Source organism: Caproicibacter fermentans (genome assembly GCF_009746625.1).
Lineage (GTDB): Bacteria > Bacillota > Clostridia > Oscillospirales > Acutalibacteraceae > Caproicibacter > Caproicibacter fermentans.
This window is the reverse complement of sequence record NZ_VWXL01000019.1, coordinates 54,433-76,417: the sequence shown is the minus strand read 5'-3', so window position 1 is coordinate 76,417 and position 21,985 is coordinate 54,433. Positions and strand designations below refer to the sequence as shown.

21 protein-coding genes, 2 tRNA genes and 2 pseudogenes are annotated in these 21,985 nt (G+C 47.3%); 4 read left to right on the top strand and 21 right to left on the bottom strand.

Going from position 1 to position 21,985, the window contains the following annotated elements; genetic code table 11:
* Window positions 1-169 precede the first annotated feature (169 nt).
* The 12 genes and pseudogenes from CAFE_RS04100 to dinB all read right to left on the bottom strand — a co-directional run bounded on the left by CAFE_RS04100 (window position 170) and on the right by dinB (window position 11,235).
* The gene (locus tag CAFE_RS04100; RefSeq protein ID WP_156989873.1) at window positions 170-1,039 is read right to left on the bottom strand and encodes an MBL fold metallo-hydrolase; all 870 of its coding nucleotides are present in this window, start codon (window positions 1,037-1,039) and stop codon (window positions 170-172) included.
* Window positions 1,040-1,182: 143 nt separating this feature from the next.
* A complete protein-coding gene (locus tag CAFE_RS04095; protein ID WP_156989872.1) occupies window positions 1,183-2,145 on the bottom strand; it encodes a DUF3658 domain-containing protein in 963 nt (320 codons plus the stop codon).
* A 139-nt stretch (window positions 2,146-2,284) separates the two neighbouring features.
* Window positions 2,285-2,470 (bottom strand): annotated as a pseudogene (locus tag CAFE_RS19920) (MBL fold metallo-hydrolase); the annotation flags it as partial.
* A 51-nt stretch (window positions 2,471-2,521) separates the two neighbouring features.
* Window positions 2,522-3,307 carry an Nmad3 family putative nucleotide modification protein gene (locus CAFE_RS04085; RefSeq protein ID WP_156989871.1) on the bottom strand — a complete coding sequence of 262 codons (786 nt, stop codon included), beginning with the start codon at window positions 3,305-3,307 and terminating at the stop codon, window positions 2,522-2,524.
* Window positions 3,308-3,547: 240 nt separating this feature from the next.
* Window positions 3,548-5,584 carry a hypothetical protein gene (locus CAFE_RS04080; RefSeq protein WP_156989870.1) on the bottom strand — a complete coding sequence of 679 codons (2,037 nt, stop codon included), beginning with the start codon at window positions 5,582-5,584 and terminating at the stop codon, window positions 3,548-3,550.
* Complete coding sequence (locus CAFE_RS04075) at window positions 5,571-6,053, bottom strand: helix-turn-helix domain-containing protein (RefSeq protein WP_156989869.1); 483 nt, start codon at window positions 6,051-6,053, stop codon at window positions 5,571-5,573. The genes CAFE_RS04080 and CAFE_RS04075 overlap by 14 nt, the downstream gene beginning before the upstream one ends.
* Window positions 6,054-6,055: 2 nt before the next feature.
* Complete coding sequence (locus CAFE_RS04070; protein ID WP_330593850.1) at window positions 6,056-7,009, bottom strand: hypothetical protein; 954 nt, start codon at window positions 7,007-7,009, stop codon at window positions 6,056-6,058.
* A 328-nt stretch (window positions 7,010-7,337) separates the two neighbouring features.
* Window positions 7,338-8,153: a hypothetical protein gene (locus CAFE_RS04065; protein WP_156989868.1), complete on the bottom strand. Its 816-nt coding sequence runs from the start codon at window positions 8,151-8,153 to the stop codon at window positions 7,338-7,340.
* Entirely contained in the window at window positions 8,137-9,177 is a 1,041-nt protein-coding gene (locus tag CAFE_RS04060; RefSeq protein ID WP_156989867.1) for a DGQHR domain-containing protein, read from the bottom strand. Before CAFE_RS04060 ends, CAFE_RS04065 begins: the two co-directional genes overlap by 17 nt.
* Before the next feature lie 363 nt (window positions 9,178-9,540).
* The gene (locus CAFE_RS04055) at window positions 9,541-9,729 is read right to left on the bottom strand and encodes a hypothetical protein (protein ID WP_156989866.1); all 189 of its coding nucleotides are present in this window, start codon (window positions 9,727-9,729) and stop codon (window positions 9,541-9,543) included.
* Between the two features lie 6 nt (window positions 9,730-9,735).
* Window positions 9,736-9,984 (bottom strand): hypothetical protein, encoded by a 249-nt coding sequence (locus CAFE_RS04050; protein WP_156989865.1) that lies wholly within the window; start codon window positions 9,982-9,984, stop codon window positions 9,736-9,738.
* A 12-nt stretch (window positions 9,985-9,996) separates the two neighbouring features.
* On the bottom strand, window positions 9,997-11,235 hold the full coding sequence (gene dinB, locus CAFE_RS04045; RefSeq protein ID WP_156989864.1) for a DNA polymerase IV: 1,239 nt from the start codon (window positions 11,233-11,235) through the stop codon (window positions 9,997-9,999).
* A gap of 206 nt (window positions 11,236-11,441) precedes the next feature.
* On the opposite strand from dinB, the gene CAFE_RS04040 reads away from it, so the two are divergent.
* The gene (locus tag CAFE_RS04040; protein ID WP_156989863.1) at window positions 11,442-12,191 is read left to right on the top strand and encodes a DnaJ domain-containing protein; all 750 of its coding nucleotides are present in this window, start codon (window positions 11,442-11,444) and stop codon (window positions 12,189-12,191) included.
* Between the two features lie 764 nt (window positions 12,192-12,955).
* On the opposite strand, the gene CAFE_RS04035 is transcribed toward CAFE_RS04040, so the two are convergent.
* The 3 genes from CAFE_RS04035 to CAFE_RS04025 all read right to left on the bottom strand — a co-directional run bounded on the left by CAFE_RS04035 (window position 12,956) and on the right by CAFE_RS04025 (window position 14,269).
* Window positions 12,956-13,032 (bottom strand) — tRNA-Pro (locus tag CAFE_RS04035).
* Between the two features lie 24 nt (window positions 13,033-13,056).
* Window positions 13,057-13,130: transfer RNA gene (locus CAFE_RS04030), tRNA-Gln, on the bottom strand.
* Window positions 13,131-13,273: 143 nt separating this feature from the next.
* A complete protein-coding gene (locus CAFE_RS04025) occupies window positions 13,274-14,269 on the bottom strand; it encodes an SPL family radical SAM protein (RefSeq protein ID WP_156989862.1) in 996 nt (331 codons plus the stop codon).
* Between the two features lie 127 nt (window positions 14,270-14,396).
* Between CAFE_RS04025 and CAFE_RS04020 the strand changes: the two genes are divergently transcribed.
* Complete coding sequence (locus CAFE_RS04020) at window positions 14,397-15,044, top strand: pentapeptide repeat-containing protein (RefSeq protein ID WP_066642139.1); 648 nt, start codon at window positions 14,397-14,399, stop codon at window positions 15,042-15,044.
* 51 nt (window positions 15,045-15,095) lie between these two features.
* Here the strand turns inward: CAFE_RS04020 and CAFE_RS04015 are convergent, their stop codons facing one another.
* The gene (locus CAFE_RS04015) at window positions 15,096-16,268 is read right to left on the bottom strand and encodes an aminotransferase class I/II-fold pyridoxal phosphate-dependent enzyme (protein WP_330593849.1); all 1,173 of its coding nucleotides are present in this window, start codon (window positions 16,266-16,268) and stop codon (window positions 15,096-15,098) included.
* Window positions 16,269-16,474: 206 nt separating this feature from the next.
* Between CAFE_RS04015 and CAFE_RS04010 the strand changes: the two genes are divergently transcribed.
* Together CAFE_RS04010 and CAFE_RS04005 are read left to right on the top strand one after the other, a co-directional pair.
* On the top strand, window positions 16,475-17,053 hold the full coding sequence (locus CAFE_RS04010; RefSeq protein ID WP_166525059.1) for a TetR/AcrR family transcriptional regulator: 579 nt from the start codon (window positions 16,475-16,477) through the stop codon (window positions 17,051-17,053).
* A gap of 38 nt (window positions 17,054-17,091) precedes the next feature.
* Complete coding sequence (locus CAFE_RS04005; protein ID WP_156989860.1) at window positions 17,092-17,622, top strand: GNAT family N-acetyltransferase; 531 nt, start codon at window positions 17,092-17,094, stop codon at window positions 17,620-17,622.
* Window positions 17,623-17,676: 54 nt separating this feature from the next.
* Here CAFE_RS04005 and CAFE_RS04000 read toward each other — a convergent pair whose 3' ends face one another.
* The 5 genes and pseudogenes from CAFE_RS04000 to CAFE_RS03980 form a co-directional block, all read right to left on the bottom strand.
* Complete coding sequence (locus CAFE_RS04000; protein WP_413814419.1) at window positions 17,677-19,254, bottom strand: NAD(P)/FAD-dependent oxidoreductase; 1,578 nt, start codon at window positions 19,252-19,254, stop codon at window positions 17,677-17,679.
* A 105-nt stretch (window positions 19,255-19,359) separates the two neighbouring features.
* Window positions 19,360-19,539 (bottom strand): annotated as a pseudogene (locus CAFE_RS03995) (PhzF family phenazine biosynthesis protein); the annotation flags it as partial.
* 12 nt (window positions 19,540-19,551) lie between these two features.
* A complete protein-coding gene (locus CAFE_RS03990; RefSeq protein ID WP_156989858.1) occupies window positions 19,552-19,938 on the bottom strand; it encodes a hypothetical protein in 387 nt (128 codons plus the stop codon).
* A 6-nt stretch (window positions 19,939-19,944) separates the two neighbouring features.
* Window positions 19,945-21,186, bottom strand: a complete 1,242-nt coding sequence (locus tag CAFE_RS03985; RefSeq protein ID WP_156989857.1) for a BaiN/RdsA family NAD(P)/FAD-dependent oxidoreductase — start codon at window positions 21,184-21,186, stop codon at window positions 19,945-19,947.
* 16 nt (window positions 21,187-21,202) lie between these two features.
* Entirely contained in the window at window positions 21,203-21,694 is a 492-nt protein-coding gene (locus CAFE_RS03980; RefSeq protein WP_066642120.1) for a COG2426 family protein, read from the bottom strand.
* Window positions 21,695-21,985: the final 291 nt, after the last annotated feature.

The window sequence follows — 21,985 nt, the reverse complement described above, 5'->3', positions numbered from 1 at the left end:
AACCTGTTCATACTCCAACTTTCTCAGGCGAATTTTTTCAGTATCGTGGCTGTTTGCCTCGGCTGCTGCTTTATCGTTGCTGTATCTGTTTTTGAGCTAGTTAAGGACAGCCACCCTATATTCATTAGGATAAATCCTCTTCGTCCATATAGACTCTTTCCTTTCAAATCTATACGCGATTGGCTTTTTTTAATTGGATCGTCCTTGTCTTCTCTTCCGTATCATCACTCTCATCATAGCCATCATATGGTGCATCCGGATCATGTGGCTTCTGTTTTTTCATACTGTTGCATACCTCATCACGATGGGCAAAAGAAAAATTGATATCATCCGAATATCCGGTGTGTCCCGTGATGATGATCGGGTTCAAATGCCTTTCCCTCAACTTTTTCTCAAGCATCGCCAGAGATCTCTTCTCCAATTCAATATCCTCAGCAAGAGCATTAATAAAGCTATATCCTCCGTCTGCACCGAACCAGATGGTATCGCCGGAAAAAAGATATGTATCATCGATAAGATAAACCATATGACCCCATGTATGTCCCGGGACCAGAAAAGCTTCTACCTTAATATCTCCGATGGTGAAAACCTGTCCGTCCTTAAGAAGAATCTTCCTATTATTAATTGTTACCTGCGGAAGCTTATACAAGTGGAAAATCACTTTGCGGCGTACTTCACCGGTCAAATATTTATTTTCGATTTCTCCGATATAGATCGTTGCATCCTTAAACAACTGATTACTGTCAGCTTCGATCGCGCCAATGTGATCGGTGTCCTGATGGGTCACCAGAATATCTTTAATATTCGCCGAATCCAGATCCAGCCACTCCATCTTCTCTTTCAGCCGTTCATAATTATATCCGGCATCAATCATGATCGTCTGTCCATTCTTCGTATAGAAGAAGATGTTGGCGATAAACTCTCTGACGCACTTCACGTGTTCATCAATCACACCGGTGTTAAGCGGTTTAAATATTTCCTTACCTCGATAAATCATAGCCATATATTTTTCTTGAAATTTTGAAGCCTTCTTAGACATTTCTTGATTCTCCTTTCTTGGCTTTCACAATCGCATTTTTCGCCATTCTGTCATATCTTACAAACAATCTGAGTTTGTTCAGGCTGCTCATTATTCCGCTTATGCGAAGTTCAAAGTAAAGGGGAGAGAACATGGTATTCTAATCAACGTGTGCATTTCTTTAGCATCCGATGATAGAATGGCATATCTTCGGGAACGGCAGATATAGCCTCAAGCTTTCCTTCCTTGATCATCTCTTCTATACGAAAAGCGATCCAGGAATCACCAATGCCAAGTCGATATTTTCCAATGATCCGCCCAACAACCATTGCTTCCTGAAATTCGTCGCTTTCTGCTGCAATTTCACGTAGAATATAGTCATCATAAAGTGTTTCTGCTGCACTGACCAACTTCCCATTCAATAAAGCCCGCAAAGGGGCGTTCTCTCCCTGAAGTTCCTTCCAATAAGCTGCGCAGTTCTGTATCAATAGCGGCGATATAGGCTTTTGCAGAGAAACGTACCGATGCCATTCTTCGGGAGCCACTTCACCCCAACTGCTTTTCTGTACAATATTATTATTCTCGTCAATCTCCCATTCCGGAAGTTTGATAACAGAAACGGGTCCATACACTTTCCACTGATTTAGCTGTTTCAAGAACCAATAGAGTCCACATATTTCGTCGGGCTGATTACTGTACCAGATCCGGATGGATTCCCCTATTGTTGAGCGTTCCTGAACTGTTTTCAGATTTTCATTTACCTTTTCAAAGATTTTCCGGACTGCCTGACGTCCGATGTCATCCGGAAAAGTTCTGTATAAGCGTTCCAAGGTTTGCTTCCGTTTTATACCGGGTTGATTTTCCGAAATATCACCAATGCTTTGCGCCAAATTAAATCCATAGATATCTGCTGCATTCCCACCCAATGGGGTAGCATTTTCCCAGGCGATACGAGCCCTTTTCTCTGCTTCCTTTTGAGCGGCTTTCAACTCTTTACGGGTTGGTGTGCTTCCATCTCTGTGGGTAACTATAACGCCAATACCACCACATTGATATTTTCCTTCCCCAAAATGCTGTGCCGCTTTAAGACTTCCACATGCACTGTCGCTAAATACGATTTCAATCATAATAACGATTCTCCAAATCTCGATTTTAATCGAACCACTCTCAAAACGCATCAAAACATTATGCGAAGTTCAGGATAGGGTAAAGACGACTCAGTATTCCGCTTATGCGAAGCTTAAATCCATTCAAACCTCTTTTATTTTACAGACATACGGCCCAATCGCCGTAAGCAAATGTCCCGCTGCTGTGATGTAGTTTTCCTTCGGCTTGGAACTGCCGGAAAGCGTCGCGCATCCGGGTCAGAATTTCAGGCTGAATGTCCAAGGTGTGATGTGCCGGGAACACGCGCTTTACTGGCAGTGCCGAGACCTTTTCCAAAGAAGCGAGATTGTTTCCTCCAATATTCGAATCTAATATGCTCCAATTCAAGTAAAGAGCCTAATCACATATAATATTTTTCGCCCATTGTGTTACACGGATGTCTTCGCTTACAATAAATTCTTGACCTCTGCTTACTGACTGAAAATAATTAGCATGGAAACTTTCTTTATTGTGATATGTAATAGAAACTTCTTTGAAAAACTCAGGTAAATTCCATCTTGTTTCTGCATATTGCGGTTTTGTCAAGACCCTTTTATTATCATAAGATAATATTCCACATCCAGGCAGTGATTGATTAAAAATCAAGGTGTTAGATGGCACATATAAGCAATTATTTACTTTTTTATAATAGGCTGGACGCGAATGAGGATGCCAATGGTACTGTTTTATTTTTTCGCCTTCGATAACATCACCTATTTGAAAGTAACCAAATATAATTTGCATATTGGGTCCAGTAAAATGCAAAGTACCATCACTATGCTTTATTGTTCTTCTGAATAGTCCAAAGAATAAAAAAATATCTCCGCTTCCAACATTATTATTTCGTAAATGAGTCTGTGCAGCTCCACATTGCCCAAATAAAGGTTGCCAATTTGAAGAACGCTTCATACAATCCTTTCGAATATCAGGATCTAAATGACAATATCTATCAGTGAAATTGTGTTTAATTTGACTTAATAAACTTAAATAACTCACTCCATTGTAATAAAGATCTTCGTATTTACAAGGTGATTCAGCATCTACTGGAATTGGCATTGAAAGTAATGTACCATCTTCTAAAATTGGGCTTGCACAACCCCCATTAGCAGAGTCAAACCCTTTGCGACTTAATATAATTTTCATATATGATCACGACCAATCTTATAAACATTTTCGTAATCGTTCACTCGTTGGATTATTCGTATATGGTCTTTGATTCATTAGCATTTCCAATAATTACGGCGTAGGGTTCATTTGCTTCTTGTGAGAATAAAATTGTAGGCATCAATGGCGGTTATCCTTGCTACCTAAGTACTTCTTGTCCGTATTTACGTCGTGTACTCTCTTAATCTCGTTCCTCGTGCTAGACTTTAATGTCATTTATTAACTAAGCAATTTGAATGCTTTTCCTGAAATATTAATCTTATGGTATGAATCATTATTAAGTCCATTAATAATCCCAATCAGTTCTTGGCTATTGAGTGTAATAGCCGTTATAATTTGACATGATTTTCCTAGCTCAGCAGCAGATTTTATGAAGCTTTCCATATCATCAGGTACAATGCTTTGCTGTGCAGGTTCGTCAAAAATAACTAAGCAAGGATGATTTCCGTTCTTTTCAATGGACACTTGCAAAAGTGCCATAGTAAACGCCCATATCACTCTAATACCATCACTTGCTGATGAGTCAAACTTCATATCAAAACCGTCGATGGTTGGCAGTAGCGATTCTCTTGAAATATCAATGCCATTAAAACTTGATAGACTACTGTAATGGTAACGTTTCAAGTTATTATTAAAGCGTGTCTTTAGTAGTTCAATCTTTTCGTTGTCCGAATCAGAAATAGCATGGCTTGGTAATTTCGCCTTTTGATCGAGATAAATGTTCCATTGCTTTGAAAGCCCTTGAAGCTGTCCAATCATGGAGGCAACAACACTTTGCAATTTTTGCAGATGCTCAATGCGACTAGATTTTTCTATTCTTTTTAGCATGATAGTTTCCGAAGCTTCTGAATCTGTTGTAGTGTTAAGATCAGAGCGAAGTGTTTGTGCTAAACGTCGAAGAGTTTGAAGTCTAGATTCAAGTTGCTGTTTGTTACGCTGAAGTCCATCATAAGTATTCTTACGACTATTCAGAGAAAACTCAAGCATCTTCCTCTGCTCTTTGAGATGACGGATGTTTTCTTCAATACCCATAAAACCGGCTTCTGCGCCTGGCAACAACAAATTGTCTTGAATATGCTGTTTACAAGTGGGGCAGATGTCTACAAACAATTCACCATCAGTGGCTTCAGAACCGAATTTTTGCAACCGCGCAGCATCTTCATTATTGCGTATGTCCGAGTTTACGATTTCCAAATCAGATTTCAACCTTACAACAGCTTGGCTTACACTAGCAAGCCTTTTCGCAATGGTATGCACATCCGCCTCAATTTCGGGGATAACCATTTCCGTCGCTGAGAGTTCTTTATTAAGTGCTTCAAAGTTATCAAGGACCTTAGGCTTTAGTTGGCGTAATCCAGCATATTCTTTTTGGAGTTGGTCAATTTCTTCGGAAATTTCGTTTGTGCTGTTTGTAGTAATAGTTATTCGTGAACAATCTTTTTCTGTCAGGACTCTGGGACACATAGGAAGATTCAGAATATTGCAGGTTTCAGCGTATACTGTCCGTTGTATTTGAGAGACCAGTTGTTTCCATTCGTATTCAATTTGTGACTTAACCGCATTTAACCTATCCCGTTCTTTCTCGTTTTTAAGTGTATCAAGCCCGAGAATAAACTCTATGACTCGTTTCTTGGATTCGCGTATACCAAATATTGGCATACCTGACAGAATATCTGACCATCCATGTTTTTGTTCAATAAACATGGATGCGAAAATAATTTGCAGGTATAGTTTACGCTCATTACCGTCCGAAGATCGAACAAGTGGAAGTTCTAGATGGAGGAAGTTTTCCAAAAATGTATGAAATCCTTTTTGGCCAGTTGCTGCATATTGGATATTAACATAATAATCTGCTGATTGAGTTTTAGAATCACCAATTTCATCGTAGGTGCCATAATAAACTGTTACCAAACGATTGTCTTTATTTTCAGCCTTTATATTCCTATAAATAGTTACTACCTCGTTGCCATTTGTAATTTCGAGGTAAGCTCCCGATTCAGTGACATTCCACGATTTTCCATTATCATCAATAGTGCTTTTGAAAGCCGACGTTAGTACTTTGCTCCCTATTCCGCCAACACCTCCTAGAATTTGTTCAAGGCCAAGGCAATAGTAGATGGCTGCAAGAATAGAGCTTTTGCCACAAGTGTTTTCAAGACTTGCTATAAAATTCAATCCACTGTAAAAAGTTTTGTCAATTCCAAAAATGCCGTTTGCTGTGTTTATTTCTACTCGCAGCCTGTTAATTTTCAGCACATCTGTCCCTCCACATATCCACGAGTTCTCCAACCTTGGATTCAGTGAGTTTCTTCGCGAGGGTAGTTAAATCGTCTATCTCTGTAGTCATAAGATTACTAACAAGCCTTATTTGATCGGCGAGTTGCCTGCCACGTTTAGTTAGTTTATAGCTTCCAGCTTTTTGTTGCTCAACAAAGCCATATGCAATAGCAAATGTAAGTGCTTTGTTCACAGCTGGGTCAAAACGCACTATGGGCGCAATACCAGTTCCAGTAGCAAATTTAATGAGTTTGACCATGTTATCATGCGATATTAATGCAAATGATATCATATGTAGCTTAATTAATGAACAGGTATCTCCCCAACCACATATACGCATAATAAGACAAAGTTGAGAGACCTTGTAACTAATCCGATAGTTATATGGCACAGCATCCGGCTTTGCGTTAAATACAATATCAGTTGGTAGTAGGGGATTGTTTTCCATAATTATTCACTCCTAAACTCCATAGAACAATCAGCGAGCCAACTTGCAACCATATCCTGCTTTAGCTCACCAATTGAAGCAATTGTAAGCATTTGGGAAAAGTCATGTTCCAATTTAGCTTGAAACTCGTCTAGTATACCATCAAAAACCGTTTTATTCATTGTGTGGTCTGTGTTCATAAGTGTCTTGATGGAAACATCTCTTTTATAGCTCTGCTCAAGCTCGAATACATCTCCATAAATTTCAGGAAATCCAACACGTAATCGGTTCATAGTTTCTATGCCACTTATATAGAAACCGATATATATGTTAACTACTGAATTTAGCGCTTGGTTTGAGTCGTCATTAATATGCATGACAGCTTTAATTTTACGACGGATGTTCTTAACTTTTTGAGAATCACAGGTTGTCCAGTCGTCAGTATGTTGAATAGCAAGATTAAGTTTCATATTGGTAAGATTCGTCCTAATTATTCGGCTGATTTCCGGTGTGAAGTCATCAGCAATCTTAATGATAATTTGAAAATTATTAGCAATATGTTTATATTTGGAAGGCGCGCCTTTTTTGGCAGTAAGTACCTCTTGTTGCTTGGTTTTAGCATGGATTAAAATTCGAGAGTCACGATACTCAGGGATATCTAAATGCCATTCAACTACGGGGGGAACTCCAAGCTGGTTAAATCTGTCTGCGTTTTTCATTAGCTTATCAATATCCGTTGTTAGTTTGTCCCTCAAATGAGTATAAAGCTCGTTGTCTGAATAATCACGTTCTGGGCAATAGCATTGATGAACAACTCCGCTTCGAGTGAATCCTTCTATTCCTGCATCGCCACTCTGTACCGCTGGAATAGAAGTATAATGATCACTCTGGTACCGCATTCGGTAGCATTGTACACATAGCTCTTCCCATGCGTCCCCGGTCATGTATCCATCAATAAGGGTCAAAATGTTGCTCACCACTATTCCTCCTCACGTAAGTATTTCTATTGATATAGAATTTGTATAATTGGGCTCTGTGGTCACTGCACTGACATCCACAAAAAACTCAAATGACTCTTTTAAATAGTGGATCTTAACGAGTCTAAATATGGGATAAACATTAGTCACAATTACTTCCCTGTGCATTAAAAATAGCCGATCTCCTGTGCTCGGAAGATTTTGAACATTCATGCTAAAATCTCCCTTCCAATCTACTGGCTTTATTGATATTAATTGTATTCATATGAAACATTAATTATTATCAAATCCTGCAATAACTACTAATTCACATATTGCATCCTAACTCTTAAGTAAAAACCTGTGAAAGTATAGATAAGGAACGTCTGTCATAGTCAATAACAGATTTTGCAAATAGTTCACGCTGATCTTCTAAATTCCCTATTAGTCCATACGTTACCATATCGGCTATTGTTTCTTGCATTCGTTTAATAGGGATTGCAACAACAGCATATTCCTCTTGAAAACACATTACATAAGGATCTTTTTCTAAATTGGATAAAGTAGTCGCTAAAGTTCCATCATTAACACATTGAGAAAAATAATCCCATATCTCCAAACAATCCGGTTCCAAAAATGATGTGCATCTATAGTTTACTATTTCTCGTGCATTCATCATCCACTCATATGCATCGTTGTCTTCAATATTATTTGATAATAGTTTATCTGAAAGCGAAAAAACATCTTGATAATGATTTATAGTCCCCTCATGGGTTGTATTATACTTCTTATTTCCGGTTCCATATGGCTTTTCACCGGCTCGTGCAGGCAAACGATACATACTGAAGCACCTTAGAATAGCAATATTCTTTGTTGCTAGAGATGCTCTGATGAGATAATAAACTGAATAATATAATTCTACTGTGGCCCATGAAAATCGTTTCTGAAATACAGCGTCAATACCTTCAGAAAAACTTAATATCCCATTGTAAAAGAAATCGACGGCATCTTTATCAAGTGCATCTTTTAGCAATGTTGCCTCGTCACTTGATAGAACATGACACTTGAAATTATTGCGGTTTTCTTTTAATTCCTCAGGTGATGATACGCCAATGAATCGCTCAAATAGGACTTGAGCTCGGTTTCTATTAAAACTTATACTCACCTTGCATAGGCACATCCTTTAGTAAAACAGATTTCAAATATTGATAAACAATATTTCTTTGTTCTCTACCTTGCTTGTTTTTTAACTCGTCCTTATAAAGTAAGTCTGTTTTATCCAGTGGTACTAACTTCTGTATTGTCGCCTGCTCAAATGACTTCCTTTCAGCGCATTTTGGAATGAGGTCTTTGCATAAGAACTCTATCCCAGCATAGCATCCTGAATTGGCCATAAATGGATTACTGCTTTTTAGCCAGGAACCCTCCTTCTCATAGTAAGAACGAAGTACATTGAAAAAGTTGCTGATAACTTTATATTGTGATTCAAAATCACTAATATTGTATTCATTAAAAATCCCCTGGTCAGTAGTGAATTGCTTTAATGCATTGACCATTGCTGATAAGTCAACTTTTCCAACGCCTTGTGAAGAACCTGGTAATTTTATGCATTGATAATATGGGGATGCTGGATCTTCATGAAGTTTTGTTGCAATATCTGTTGCGCGAACAATATAATAATTTTTATCTTTCACTTCACCAAACAGATCATATACAAGACTAGCAGGAACTGGTTTTTGCTCTGTGTTTATGTTCAAAAAAATGCGTGCTGCTTCAGGAGTTGTTAGATTTTGAGTTAATATAACTATTATGGACTGTTCACCAATTTCCGGGCGTTCTTCACAAGCTTGTTTTAATCCTTCTAAACGATGTTGACCATCAATAACCTGGGCACCAGCTGAAATTTGCGGAATCAGCAGACTATTATTTTCGATATATACAGGATAGTTTTGATTAACCCAGTTTATGATGAAACTATTAAAAAACATATTTCCTTCTAAAATGAAACTCTTGATGGAAGCAATCCGCCTTTTACTTAAAACACGCTGTACAGCACCAGGAACGTCGTCGCGACCTCTAACCGCAACATAATAAATAGGTAGCAAATCTTTTACTTTCATTAAAAAAATATATGCTTTGTTTTCCCCTAGTTGCGTTGTAATGTATTTATTAATTTTGGTATAATCCAATTTCTTCCGCCTCCATAGAAATTTAGTCCCACCAAAAACGTAAAGATACTATACGATTTATGTTGTGTCAAAAACAGTTGAATTAAGAACGTGGCAGTGCCACCGTCGCTTGCTGGTCGAACTCCTATAATTGTTAAAATCCGCTTATAGCCTAACTTCGCATTATTGCTATAACACGAAGGGTCAAGGATAGTTAGCGGCTCCAGCAAATACTTTCTTCCACCATTATATTCTCTCAAAACAGTAAATTCAATGAAATATGCTAAGAAAAACATAAAAAAGCGGAACCAGTTCCGCTTTTCATAAAAACGGACGCCTCCGGCTTTTATCCCGGAAGCGTCCGTTACTCTTTTCTATTCGTCTTTACACCGGGACTCTCGCCAGCTCAGGCGGCACCCGGTTCAGCAGCTCCATGGCGCTCTGCGCGTCTTCCAGCCATCGGTTTCTTCCATTTCCGTCAAGAACAATCGGCATCCGGTCGTGAACATCCTGCATGGAGAAACGGATCTCTTTCAGATCCGGGTCGCTGAACAGAACGTATCTGCCGCACATGTTTTTTCACCCCGCGTTTTGTTTTGCTTCGACAAACCACCGGTCCTGCTCCCGCCAGAGGTACTTTTCCCGACCCTGAATCCGGCAGGTGTAACGGATTCCTGCGCCGCCTGCCTTGAGCGACGCGGCGGGGCGCACATCCAGCACCCGGTCGATTTCATACATCACTCCGTCCGCCCACCAGATCGCGAGAGGGAGCAGCCTGCCGTCCTCGTAAAAGCGGGCGATCACATCGACATATCGTTTACAGGACATTCAGATCCCCCCTTAAAAGTAACCGACCGGATGAATCGTGTGGTCCTTCTTCGGATCAAAGCCGGAGAGCTGCCGGTCCGTCAGCAGAACCGCGGGCTGCACCGCAAAACTCCCGAACCTGTTCTTCAGCCAGTCCACCGCGCGGTCCAGATGCTCCAGCCGTTCCCGGCCTGCCTCATCCCGGTACAGGTTGGCCTGGGACGGAACCGTATCCGGTACTAAATCCGCCATGCTGATTCCGATGCTCCGGATCGGCCGTTCCCATCGGTAATGCTTTCGGAACAATCCAAGGCCCGCGTCGGAAATCTCGGAGGTGATATTGGTGTAGGAACCCAGCGTATGCTGTCGGGTGAAGCTGAACAGCTGATTGTCCCGGACACTGATACAGACCGTCCTCCCCTTGAAGCCCTGTTCCCGCAGGCGGCGCGCGACGCTGCCGGCCAGCACATAGAGGATGATCTTGACGTCCTCGTCGTTCTTGAGATCACGGGGAGTAGTTGTACTGTTGCCGACGGATTTGACCGTCGGCTGATTGCCGTACCGCGCCACAGGGGAGCAGTCCAGGCCGTTCGCAAAGCAAGAAAGAACCTCACCCCATTTGCCGAACCAGCCGCGCAGCGTTCGCTCCGGCGTGTTGGCCAAATCTCCGATCGTGTGGATTCCGTAACGCTCCAGCTTTCGTTTCGTCGCTCTGCCGACGTACAAAAGGTCGGAGCAAGGGAGGGGCCACGCGATCTCACGGTAATTATCCTTTCCTACCCGGGTAATCGCATCGGGCTTTTTGTAGTCGCTGCCGAGCTTCGCAAAGATTTTGTTATACGATACCCCGATGCTCACGGTGATCCCCAACTCGTTTTTGATCCGGCCGCGGATCTCTTCCGCAATCGTCATCCCGTCGCGGCCCCGGGAATCAGCGGTCACATCCAGCCAGGCCTCATCCAAACCGAACGGCTCGACAAGATCGGTATAGTCCCGATAAATCCGGCGGGCCATTTGCGAAAAGCGCATATACAGTTCGTAGTTCGGCGGCACAATGACAAGATCCGGGCATTTCTGCCTTGCCTGCCAAAGGGCTTCTCCGGTCTTGACATGATACCGTTTCGCGATCTGGTTTTTCGTCAGGATAATCCCGTGCCGCTGCTCGACGTCGCCGCCGACCGCGACCGGCTTTTCCCTGATCTCCGGTCGGTGCAGGCATTCCACGGAGGCATAAAAGCTGTTGCAGTCGCTGTGAAGAATGACCCGTTCCAAATTTCCACTCCCAAACACATGTTCTTGTATTAGTATAGAACAAGTGTTCTGAAATATCAATGGGAATTTTAGGGGAAATAAAAAAAGCCATGCAAATAGTCTGCATGGCAAAAAGCGGAACCGGTTCCGCTTTTATCATATTGCTAATTACTAAATATAGTGCTAAAATTGTCGTAATATACATAGTAGCAAAGGGAGAGCTAATTATGGATTACTACGAAATCTTAGGAATTGATGAAAATGCTACACAAGAGCAGATAAAGGCATCTTATAGAGCATTAGCAAAAAAATATCATCCAGATGTTAATGATGCTCCAAATGCTGCGGCTTTTTTTAGATTGATTCAAGAGGCATATGAGACATTAAATGATACAAGTAAACGGAAAGAATATGATGAAAGTAATAAAAACTTCAACACTACAAATGTTGAATGTTCAGATAGTGCGGAAGATGAAGCTTTTGACGAGAATTCAGAAGATTCATATGGAGGGTCTTATGCTGAAAAATTGAGACATATTGAAAAAATGATCCATGAACATGGGAAACAGGTAGAAGCACACCAAACATATGTAAAGCTAAGATTTATGCGACATAATCTTATTACTAAATTCTTATTGGTTTTAGTTCGTATAATTTTAGCACCGCTCATTCCAATATTAAAAGTTGTACTATTAATGCTAAACTTGATGACTCAAATTTCGCGGCTTTTATCGTGGATTATCGCAGTAGGAGGTGCTATTGGCCTAGCCTATATTATTATACACGACAGGTTTGCTTACACGGGAGAAAAACTATTCAGTGCTGGTATTTTAGGAGCCGGCGTAATTGCGTTTTGGCTGCCCAATATTTTAGAATGGTTATCAGATAGCTTTGAAGATATAATTGATCAATTTGAAGAGTTTATCTTTCAGCTCCGTATTATATTTTTTAAAAAAGTACCAAAGATCAACACATAAAAATAATAGATACATAAATGAGATTAAAAGAAAGAGTAAAAAGCGGAATTGGATTTAATTCATTTTTTGCTCTGAAATTTAGACTTGCTTTTTTCCGAAAGCTGGTATATAATTCCTGTATGTGGACAAAAAAACAGCATCCACAGAGGATTAACCATCTCGACAATGATTAGTCCCCATGCGCCATAAGGGTACCTAAGACCCATATGACTTGTGAATGCCGATTATGCGTGGTTTATTATACCGCGTTTTTCGGATAGATTCAAGTCTGTACCCTTATTGGCTACTGAGGGTGCAGGCTTTCTTTTTCCACTAAACACAATCCACAGTGAAAAGCACTGTGTACCTCTTGTCTCTGACCTTAAAAAGCCAGTTGCGCGAGGTTGGCGCACTTTGAAAATATTTCTACCAACCGTTCTCACCGATTGGGGAAATTACAAAAACGTTTCTTGCCGGGGGCGGAAACACCAGAAAACGCAAAGCAGACACAGGCGCTGTTGCGACTAACTGCATGTCGTGCGATGATCCCGGTAAGTGATAATGATACTTCTGCCTTGAACGCCTCACCGCATTGGGCAGGCCTCGACGAATGAAAGGCTGGGAACACGATGTTCCTAATGCAATTTTGTAATATATAAGTTTGTGGTAATCTCCTGCCGGTTTCAAGGTGGGAGGTTATCATAAAATCAAATGCTCACGAGCTGAACACTTGATTTTATGATAACAAGGGCAAAAGCATTTAGCTTTGCCCTCATTTTCATAGTTGGTCGAGGTGACTGGATTCGAACCAGCGGCCTCTACGTCCCGAACGTAGCGCTCTACCAAGCTGAGCCACACCTCGAAAAACGGCCCCGAAAATGGAGCCTGGCTGCGGAAGAAGGATTCGAACCCTCACAAACAGAGTCAGAGTCTGTCGTGCTACCTTTACACAATTCCGCAAAATCTTGTTTGCAACAGCAAGATTTATTATACCAAATCATTTGAGATTGTCAATCCCTTTTCGAGATATTTTGAGAATTCCCGTTCGAGATTCCTGAAATAACGTCCCGGTTTTTCAAACCGGTCTAACCGGATCGGAAGCTTCAAACAATATAAAGGATCGACTTTGCCCCGAACCGCTTCTCTATTTCCCGCCTTAAAAAAGCTTCCGCTTCGTTTCTGACGTCCGGACGATAACAGTACTTTCCTCTGCCCCGTCCCGTCATCCTCTCGGGGTCATACAGGTCGGAGCCCTTGGGAAACGCCTCGGAATTGATGGCGCGGTGAACATAGCTGTAAGTCATAAAAATCACTTCAATCCCAACGCTGCGCTTCACCCGGTCGGAAAGTTTCGCTTCCAGAAAATCCAGAAGCTCCAGATACTGCGGCTTCCAGTTTTCAACCAGGAGAATCGGCGCGATCAGCATTCCGACGCGGTATCCCGCTTCAGCCATTTGGTTCAGAGCTTCCACGCGCTGTTCCAGCGGTGAAGTTCCCAGCTCAATCGTCCGAATGATTTCCTGCGGATTCACGCTCATCCGGAACACCACCCGTCCGCGGTGTTCAAGCGGCAAAAGAGGCCCGACCATATTGAATTTTGTCGGGAAAGTAAGGAAGCCCTTTTCCTGAGAGGCAAATCGCTCTATGGTCCACTCCAGATTATGCGTGATTGTGTTTTCCAGCACAAGGTCGCTGTTGCTTCCGATTTCAAACGTAAGCTCGCGTTCCGACTTCCGGGCTGTTTTTTCCAGTTTGTCCAGCATTTCCTCCCGGTTGACAAAGAGGCGCAGGTACGCGCATTTATTGTAATTGCAAACCAGATAGCAGTACAGGCAGGACGCGCTGCACCCGGAGGATGTGTACGGAACCAGAAAATCGGAGGTTTTGGTATTCGGGACGTATCGATGCGTTTTCCTGACCCCGACGATCAAAAGCCGTTTCAGATCCCTGAACGCGGAATTCGGCTGTGTTCTCAGCTCGTCTATTTTATTATGGCTTTCGATCGGAATCCACGGCGACCCGCCGAACTTTTCCCTCAGCATTTTCCCCAAGTCATAGGACAGCGCGTCCGGTTCGTAATAAACTTTTTCGGGAAACAAAAAGCATCCCTCCCTTTTCACCGCTTAGTATGAGCTATCAGCGGCAATTTATGATCGAGTGCTCTTTACACTGCCGATGGCTTCTGCTAAACTGAAACAAGTTCTATCAGGAAAGGAAGCTTTAGAAATGAAACCGGATTCCCCGAATTTGCCGGACTCGACAACCGCCGCGGAAAATATGGCACAGATGATCTTAATGGCCTCTCTGGAAGAATCGGCCTGTTCCGGATTGTACTTTTCCGGGCAATCCGCCGCGGGCACCGAATTTGCCGGCGTCGATTTTCGCGAGTGCCGGTTTTCAGGCTGCCGCTTCACGGGGTGCCGGGCGGAAAAGCTGTCTTTTATCGACGTTGTATTCGAATCGTGTGATTTTTCAAACGCGACCCTGTCCGAAAGCCTGTTCCGCCGCGTCGAGTTTAAAAACTGCAAACTGGTCGGCGCGGATTTTTCCCGCACGCTGTGGGAACACGTTGTGTTTCGGGGATGCAAGGCGGACTGGGTCAGTCTGGCAAGCTCGAAGCTGAAACAAACGAGATTTCTGGACTGCGGGATGGAGAGCGGGGATCTGGAGGACTGCGCGCTGAAAGGCGTTACGTTTTCAAACTGCGGCCTGCAAAAAGCCGAGTTTCTGCACACGCCGCTTGCCGGAATCGATTTGACCAGCGATGAGATCGACGGTCTCGCGGTTTCCGGCCCGGAGCTGCGCGGCGCCGTCGTCACTACTTTGCAGGCGTGCGAGCTTTCCCGTTATCTGGGGCTCGTCATTCGCCCCTAGACAAAAAACGGCCGAAGCGGTTGCTCCGGCCGTTTTGATTTGTCTTCTGAATCAGGAATTCTTCAGGATTCCGCTCTGTTCGATCGCACGGATCGCTTCACGCATCTCTTCTTCGCTCCGTACCAGCGCCATGCGGACATATCCCTCGCCGGACGGCCCAAACGCCGAACCGGGCGTTACCAGGACTCCGGTCTTTTGAAAAAGTTCTTTTACGAACACGACGCTGTCGGTGTAAGGCAAAGGAATCTTTGCCCAGACAAACATGGTCGCCGCAGGTTTTTTTATGTTCCAGCCAATCGCGTTCAATCCCTCCACCAGCACATTCCTTCTTTGCTCGTAAGCCGCGCGCGTCTGCTCCACACAGTCCTGCGGTCCGGTCAAGGCCGCCGCCGCGGCTTTTTGTATCGGAAGGAACATCCCGTAGTCCAAGTTGGATTTCAGCGCTTTCAGGGCTGAAATCACTTCCCGGTTGCCAAGAGCAAAGCCGATTCTGGCTCCGGCCAGACCATAGGTTTTGGAAAGCGAGTTAAATTCGATTCCGACATCCTTCGCTCCGGCAGTCTGCAAAAAGCTGCCGCACTTTGCCCCGTCGAACGCCAGCTCGCTGTACGCATTGTCGTGCAAAACAATAATCTCATAGGTCTTCGCGAAATCCACCAGCTCCCGGTAAAAGGAAGGCGGCGCGATGCTGGTCACGGGATTGTTCGGATAGGAAACGATCATGAACCTGGCGCGGCGGGCGATCTGCTCCGGCACGGCTTTCAGGTCGATGATCCACCCGTTTTTCTCTTCCTGCGGCATGCGGTACAGCTCGGCGCCCGCCAGAAGCGGCCCGTCCCCGAAAATCGGGTACCCGGGGTCCGGCACCAGCACAAGGTCGCCCGGGTCCACAACGGCAAGCGAGAGATGCGCCAGCCCGTCCTGCGAACCCAGCAGCGACACAACCTCCGTTTCCGCGTCCAGCTCCACCCCGTATCTTCTGCGGTACCAGACGCAGACGGCCCGCCGCAATTCCGAACTGTCGGTAATGGCATATTCGTACTTGCTTCTGTCTTTGACTCCCTCTGCCAGGGCGTCAATAATGTGCTGAGCCGGTGGAATATTCGGCGACCCGATGCTGAAATCGACCACCGCTTCTCCCTTTGCAAGCTTTTCCTGTTTCCTTTGCGCCAGCGCGGAAAAAACACCGGTTTCAAAGTGGCGCATCCGTTTGGAAAACTCCACGAAGAACACTTCCCGTCTTCTCTTTTTTAAAGATTATTGTAGCATAGTCTTTTTTTAATAGAAAGAGGAATTTGCAATTATCTTCGATTTGTCATTCAAAATCACAGGATTTTGAAGAAATATCCGGGATTGACAGGATTTGTTAAATCTGCTATGCTGTTTCAAATATTAAGAAGATCTCCAACCCCGGAAGGAGGACTATGCGAATGACCCTGCGGCAAAAGCAGAAAGAAGGCAGGCGCCGAGAGATTTTGGACAAAAGTCTGGACCTCTTTATCCGGCACGGCTACACGGGAACCAGCACGCGCGAAATTTCCCGCGCGCTGGGAATCAGCTCCGGATTGCTGTTCCACTATTACGACACAAAGGAACAGCTCTATTTGGAACACCTGAAAACCGCGCTCGACGGCATCCGGATGATGGAGGAATACCTTCGCCTTTCCCTGAGCCCGATTGAAGTTTTCCGCCAAATTGCAGAAAGCGCGCTGTCTTATTTCGCGGTTTCCCCCGCGACGGCCAAGGTCTTTTTGCTTGCGAAGCAGGCTCTCTATGCCGATTACCTGACGGAGGAAATGAAGAAAACGGTCCGGGAAATGGACTTTGCGAAAAAACTTGTCCCGACTGTCAGAGCCGGGCAGAAAATAGGAGAAATCCGTCAGGGCGACTCCATGGCGCTGGCGCTGTGCTATTTTTCCGCGATTGAAAACGCCGCGGAAAATTCCGTCTGCTTCCCCTCGGCCCCAATGCCGGAGGCGGAATGGTTTGTAAGTTTACTAAAAGCCTGATTTTGTCGGGCTTTTTGCAATAAAACGGAGGAATTTTTATGCGGAATTTTGAAATCAGGCCCGTAAGGAAGGAAGACGCCGAGGGAATCAACGAAATGCGCAGAATGCCGGAGGTTTTTTACAACATGCTTGCTCTTCCGTCCGAACGGATTCAAAAGACAGAGGATTTTATTGCGGCAATGGGTCCGAACAGCCATGAATTCGTCGCCGTAACGGAGGTTAACGGAACAGAAAAAATAATCGGCATGGCGGGTCTGAACATCAGCGCAAACCCGCGGCTGCGCCACTCCGCCGGGCTTGGCATTATGGTACATAGGGATTATCAGAATCAGGGGATCGGCGAAGCTCTGATGAAAACCGTTCTGGATGTGGCGGACAACTGGCTGATGCTGGTGCGGGTCGAGCTCGGCGTTTACACGGACAACGACCGGGCGATCCGCCTCTACAAAAAGATGGGGTTTGAGGTGGAGGGCACAAAGCGGAAAGCCGCCATCCGGAACGGGACCTACGTGGATGAAATGATCATGGGCAGAATCCGGAATCTGCCGGGCGAACCGGAAAAAGCATAAAGGTCGGCGGGGAAATTTCCCCGCCGACCTTTTTCCGCAAGTCCCATTGCTGTGTTATCCGCCGAGCACCCGCTCCGCGCATCTGATTCCGTCCACCGCAGCGGAAACGATGCCGCCCGCGTAGCCCGCGCCTTCCCCGCAGGGATACAAGCCGGAAAGGACGGGCGACTGCCCGTCGTCCCCGCGCAGGATGCGCACCGGGGACGAAGAACGGCTTTCCACCGCCGTCAAAACCGCGTCCGGCATGGCAAAGCCGTGCAGAAGGGCGTCCATTCGCCGGATTCCTTCGCGCATGGAGTCCGCAAGAAAAGGCGGCAGACAGCTGTCCAGGGAGCAGGGTGTCACTCCCGGGCGACAAGTCGGAACAATGTCTCCAAGCCGGGAAGAAGCACGGCGCTCCAGAAAATCCTCCACCCGCTGAACGGGGGCGCGGTATTCGCCGCCGCCCAGCCGGAACGCGGCCTCCTCCAGCATGCGCTGAAATTGTACCCCCGCAAGCGGGCCTTCCCCTTCGAAATCCGCTGGGGTAACTCCGACCAGCAGGGCGGCGTTGGCGTTTTGCCCGTCGCGGGCAAAACGGCTCATCCCGTTTGTCACCAGGCGGCCGCCCTCACTGGCCGCCGCAACGACCTGGCCGCCCGGACACATGCAGAACGTGTATACGCCCCGCCCGTTTTCCAGATGAACCGCCAATTTGTAATCCGCCGCCCCCAGCGCCGGGTGCCCCGCGGCAGCCCCGTACTGCGCGGAGTCGATCAGACTCTGCGGGTGTTCGATCCGCGCGCCCACGGCGAAAGGCTTCGGCTCCATCGGGACACCGGCGGCGAGCAGTTCTTCAAACGTATCCCGCGCGCTGTGCCCGACCGCCAGCACGACACGGCCGGTCTCCATCCGCTCCGGCGCGCCGCCCTTTGTTCGGAATTCCACGCCGGAAACACGGCCGTCCCTTTTCAGCAGAGCGGTCATCTGTGTGTCAAACCGGATTTCGCCGCCTAGGGAGAGAATCTTCTGCCGGATTCCACGAACCGTCTGCGGCAGCCGATCGGTGCCGATATGCGGCTTCGCTTCATACAGGATTTCCGGCGGGGCACCCGCGCCGACAAATTCCTCCAGCACCTTGCGGATCCGCGGGTCCTTCGTGCCGGTGTTCAGCTTTCCGTCGGAAAAGGTTCCCGCGCCGCCCTCGCCGAACTGGACGTTGCACTCCGGATTTAAAATTCCGCTGTTCCAGAAAGCGGAAACCTGCTTCTGCCGTTCCTCCACGCGGGAACCGCGTTCCAGCACAACGGGCCGCTGCCCCGCCTGCGCTAGAATCAGCGCGGCAAACATTCCGGCGGGACCGAATCCAACCACCACGGGCCGCTGTTCCAGAGGACGACAAGCCGGCAGACGGTACCGGTACGGTTCGGCCTTTGTCACACGCCGGTCTTTTGGCATTCGGGCCGACGGACAGTCGGCCTCCACGGTGCAGATGAAATGGACGTCGCTCTTTTTGCGCGCGTCTACGGATTTTTTACACAGGCTCATCGAGCGGATTTCTTCTGTTGAAACGCGCAAACGCTTCGCTGCCTGCGCTTTCAGTTCATTCTCCGACCCGCCCAACTCCAAACGAAGTTCTGAAATGCGATAAATCAAATTAATATCTCTCCTGTCAGGTATAAAACGGCCCTGCCGCCGATTTTCACACGCTCCCCGCACAGTTCGCAGTCAAGCAAACCGCCCCGCGCGGATGCTGCGCCGCCTCCCATAAAACCCGTTCCGCCGAACCACGAACGCGGTTTCGGACAGATTGTTTTCCGCCGCAATGCTCTGCATGAGCTTCCGCTCCGGAAATTCACTCAGGACACAGACCCCGGCGGGATTCCCCCGAAAAACGCGGTCCGTAAACGCGTCCACAACATAATAAGCACAGTTCATCGCAGGTTCTCCTTATTTCAACGTGCCGTCAGGGTTGTATTTCTGCTTGAGCCGCCGCTCCGTCCAAACGATGGACAGTGCCGTCGGGACCAATATCGCCGCCATCAGATAGCTGACGGGAAGGCCCGGAAGCCGCTCCTCCGCCCGCATCACCCGGAACGTCAGCGCCGCGGCTGCGTCCAGAAAGAGGAAGGCCGACCCGCATTTCAAAAATGCGCCGCCGCACCAGCGGTTCGCATCTTCCCAAGCCTCCCCGCTCTTCGCGGCGATGCCTCCCACATGATACCCGCAGAACGTATCCGGGTACCCGGAGTGATGGTCCCGTACAAGCCAGCCGACCAGCAGGATCAGCCCCGTAAACACAAACATCAGTACGTCAATCATGAGTTCGCCTTCCAACTGCCGTCACCCTCCTTTTAAAGATTCTGCGGCGGCCCTTCCGGCGGTTACACCGCTGGCCCAGGCCCAGTGCAGATTATAGCCCCCGCAGTCGCCGTCGACATCCAGCAGCTCGCCGCACAGATACAGTCCCCCGCACTTTTTCGATTCCAGTCGCTCCGTCAGTTCCGAAAGAGGAACGCCGCCCGCCGTTACCTGCGCGTGGTCCCACGAAAGCGTCCCCCTGACCGGGAAGGCATAGCCTTTCGCCGCCGAAACCAGCCGGTCCAGCGTTTCGTCCGAAAGCCGGCCGGTCGGCGTCGACGCGCCGCCCAGCGCGTATTTCGACAGCTCGATTGTCAGCGCTTTGGGCAGGAAGCCCTCCAGAAGCTGCGAAACGGTCCAGTCGCCCGCGCCGACCGAGGCTGTCCGCAACAGCTCTTTCAGCTTTTCCGGCGAATGCTCCGGAAACAAATCAAGCAGGATTTCCGCATTCTTCGGATTTCGAACCTCGCCGACACACCGGGAAAGCTCAAAAATACAGATGCCGGAAAGCGCGTCTTCCGTAAACTGGACTTCCCCGACGGATGCGCGCAGGATTTTGCCTTCCGCGCGGAACGAAACGGCAGCCGGGCAGCGAACCCCTTTTAAAGGGCGCACCCGCGCCGGGTCCGTTTTGATCTGAACCAAAGACGGGAAAAGGGGCCCGACGGTGTGGCCCAGTGTTTTCACCAGCACGGCGCCGCCGCCGTCCGAACCGGAGCGAGGGCAGGCCGCACCGCCCGCCGCAAGAATCACCCGCCGGGCAAAAAACTCTCCCTGCGGAGAAGAGACCAAAAATCCGCCGCCTGATTTCCGAACGCTTTTCACATCAAAGCCGCAGACGGTCTCAACACCGCAGCGGTCCAGATTTCTTCGCAGAACGTTCAAAACGGACGCCGCCTGCAGACTGTATGGATAAATCCGTCCGCCGTCCAGTTCACGGCAGAGCAGGCCCAGCTTTTGAAACAGCAAAAGCGCCTGTTCCGGCGAAAAGTCTTTCAGAATCCGATGCGCCGCCGCGTCCCCGTGGTAGTGGGAGCTTTCTCCCGCGCAGCGGTTGGTCAGGTTGCAGCGGCCGTTGCCGGTCAGCAGCAGCTTTTTTCCGACACGGTCGTTCTTTTCCAGCACCGCGACGCTCGTCCCGCGCCCTCCGGCCCGCGCGGCAGCCAAAGCCGCGGCCATGCCGGAGGCCCCTCCCCCGACAACCGCAAGATCCGCTTTTTGCATGGGGGTCCCTCCTTTCCTACAGAATCGAGCCCAAAACGCCGTAGGCGAGCAGGCACATAATCACATCCGCGACGACGCAGCCAAGCACCACGGAAATCAGCGCGTGCCGGAACTTCATGCCGATCAGGGCGGCGGCGGCGGAGCCTGTCCACGCGCCGGTGCCGGGCAGCGGAATCGCGACAAACAGCAGCAGGCCGAACGTCTTGTATTTTTCAATCTGTTTGCTTTTGCGGTTCATCTTGTCCTCCAGCCGGCGCACCAGACGGACAAAGCGCGTGTTGCGCAGCCAGTCCAGAATTTTTCGGAAAAAAAGGAGGATAAAAGGGACGGGCAGCAGCGTGCCGGCCAGACAAATAAAAAACGCACGGATCATTCCGACGTGCAGCAAACCCGCCGCAAGGATGCCGCCCCTGAGCTCCAGCAGCGGCAAAAGAGAAATAAGAAACACAATCAGTTCAGCGGGAATGCCCCGCAGGGCATTGATCAATGTGGTAACCAGCTGATCCATTCAAAGATACCTCTGTATGTTCAAAATTTGGGAGTCTCCGGCTGATAAAACAAAAAGTCCGCCGCATTGCCGCGACGACCGGTCTTCAGGAAAAAAACGCCAGAAAAAAAGCGGAGGCAGCGATCAAAACCGCGCAGACTCCGGCAAGAATCCGGACAAACAGCGCATGCGGTTTTCCCGGCGCCGGCTGATGCTTCATGGCAATCCCTCCCATTCGTCCCATTCGTTTTATTATAGCAAACGGCGGATTGAAAATACAGTGTTTTGCCCGATCTTCACAGGAATTTCATA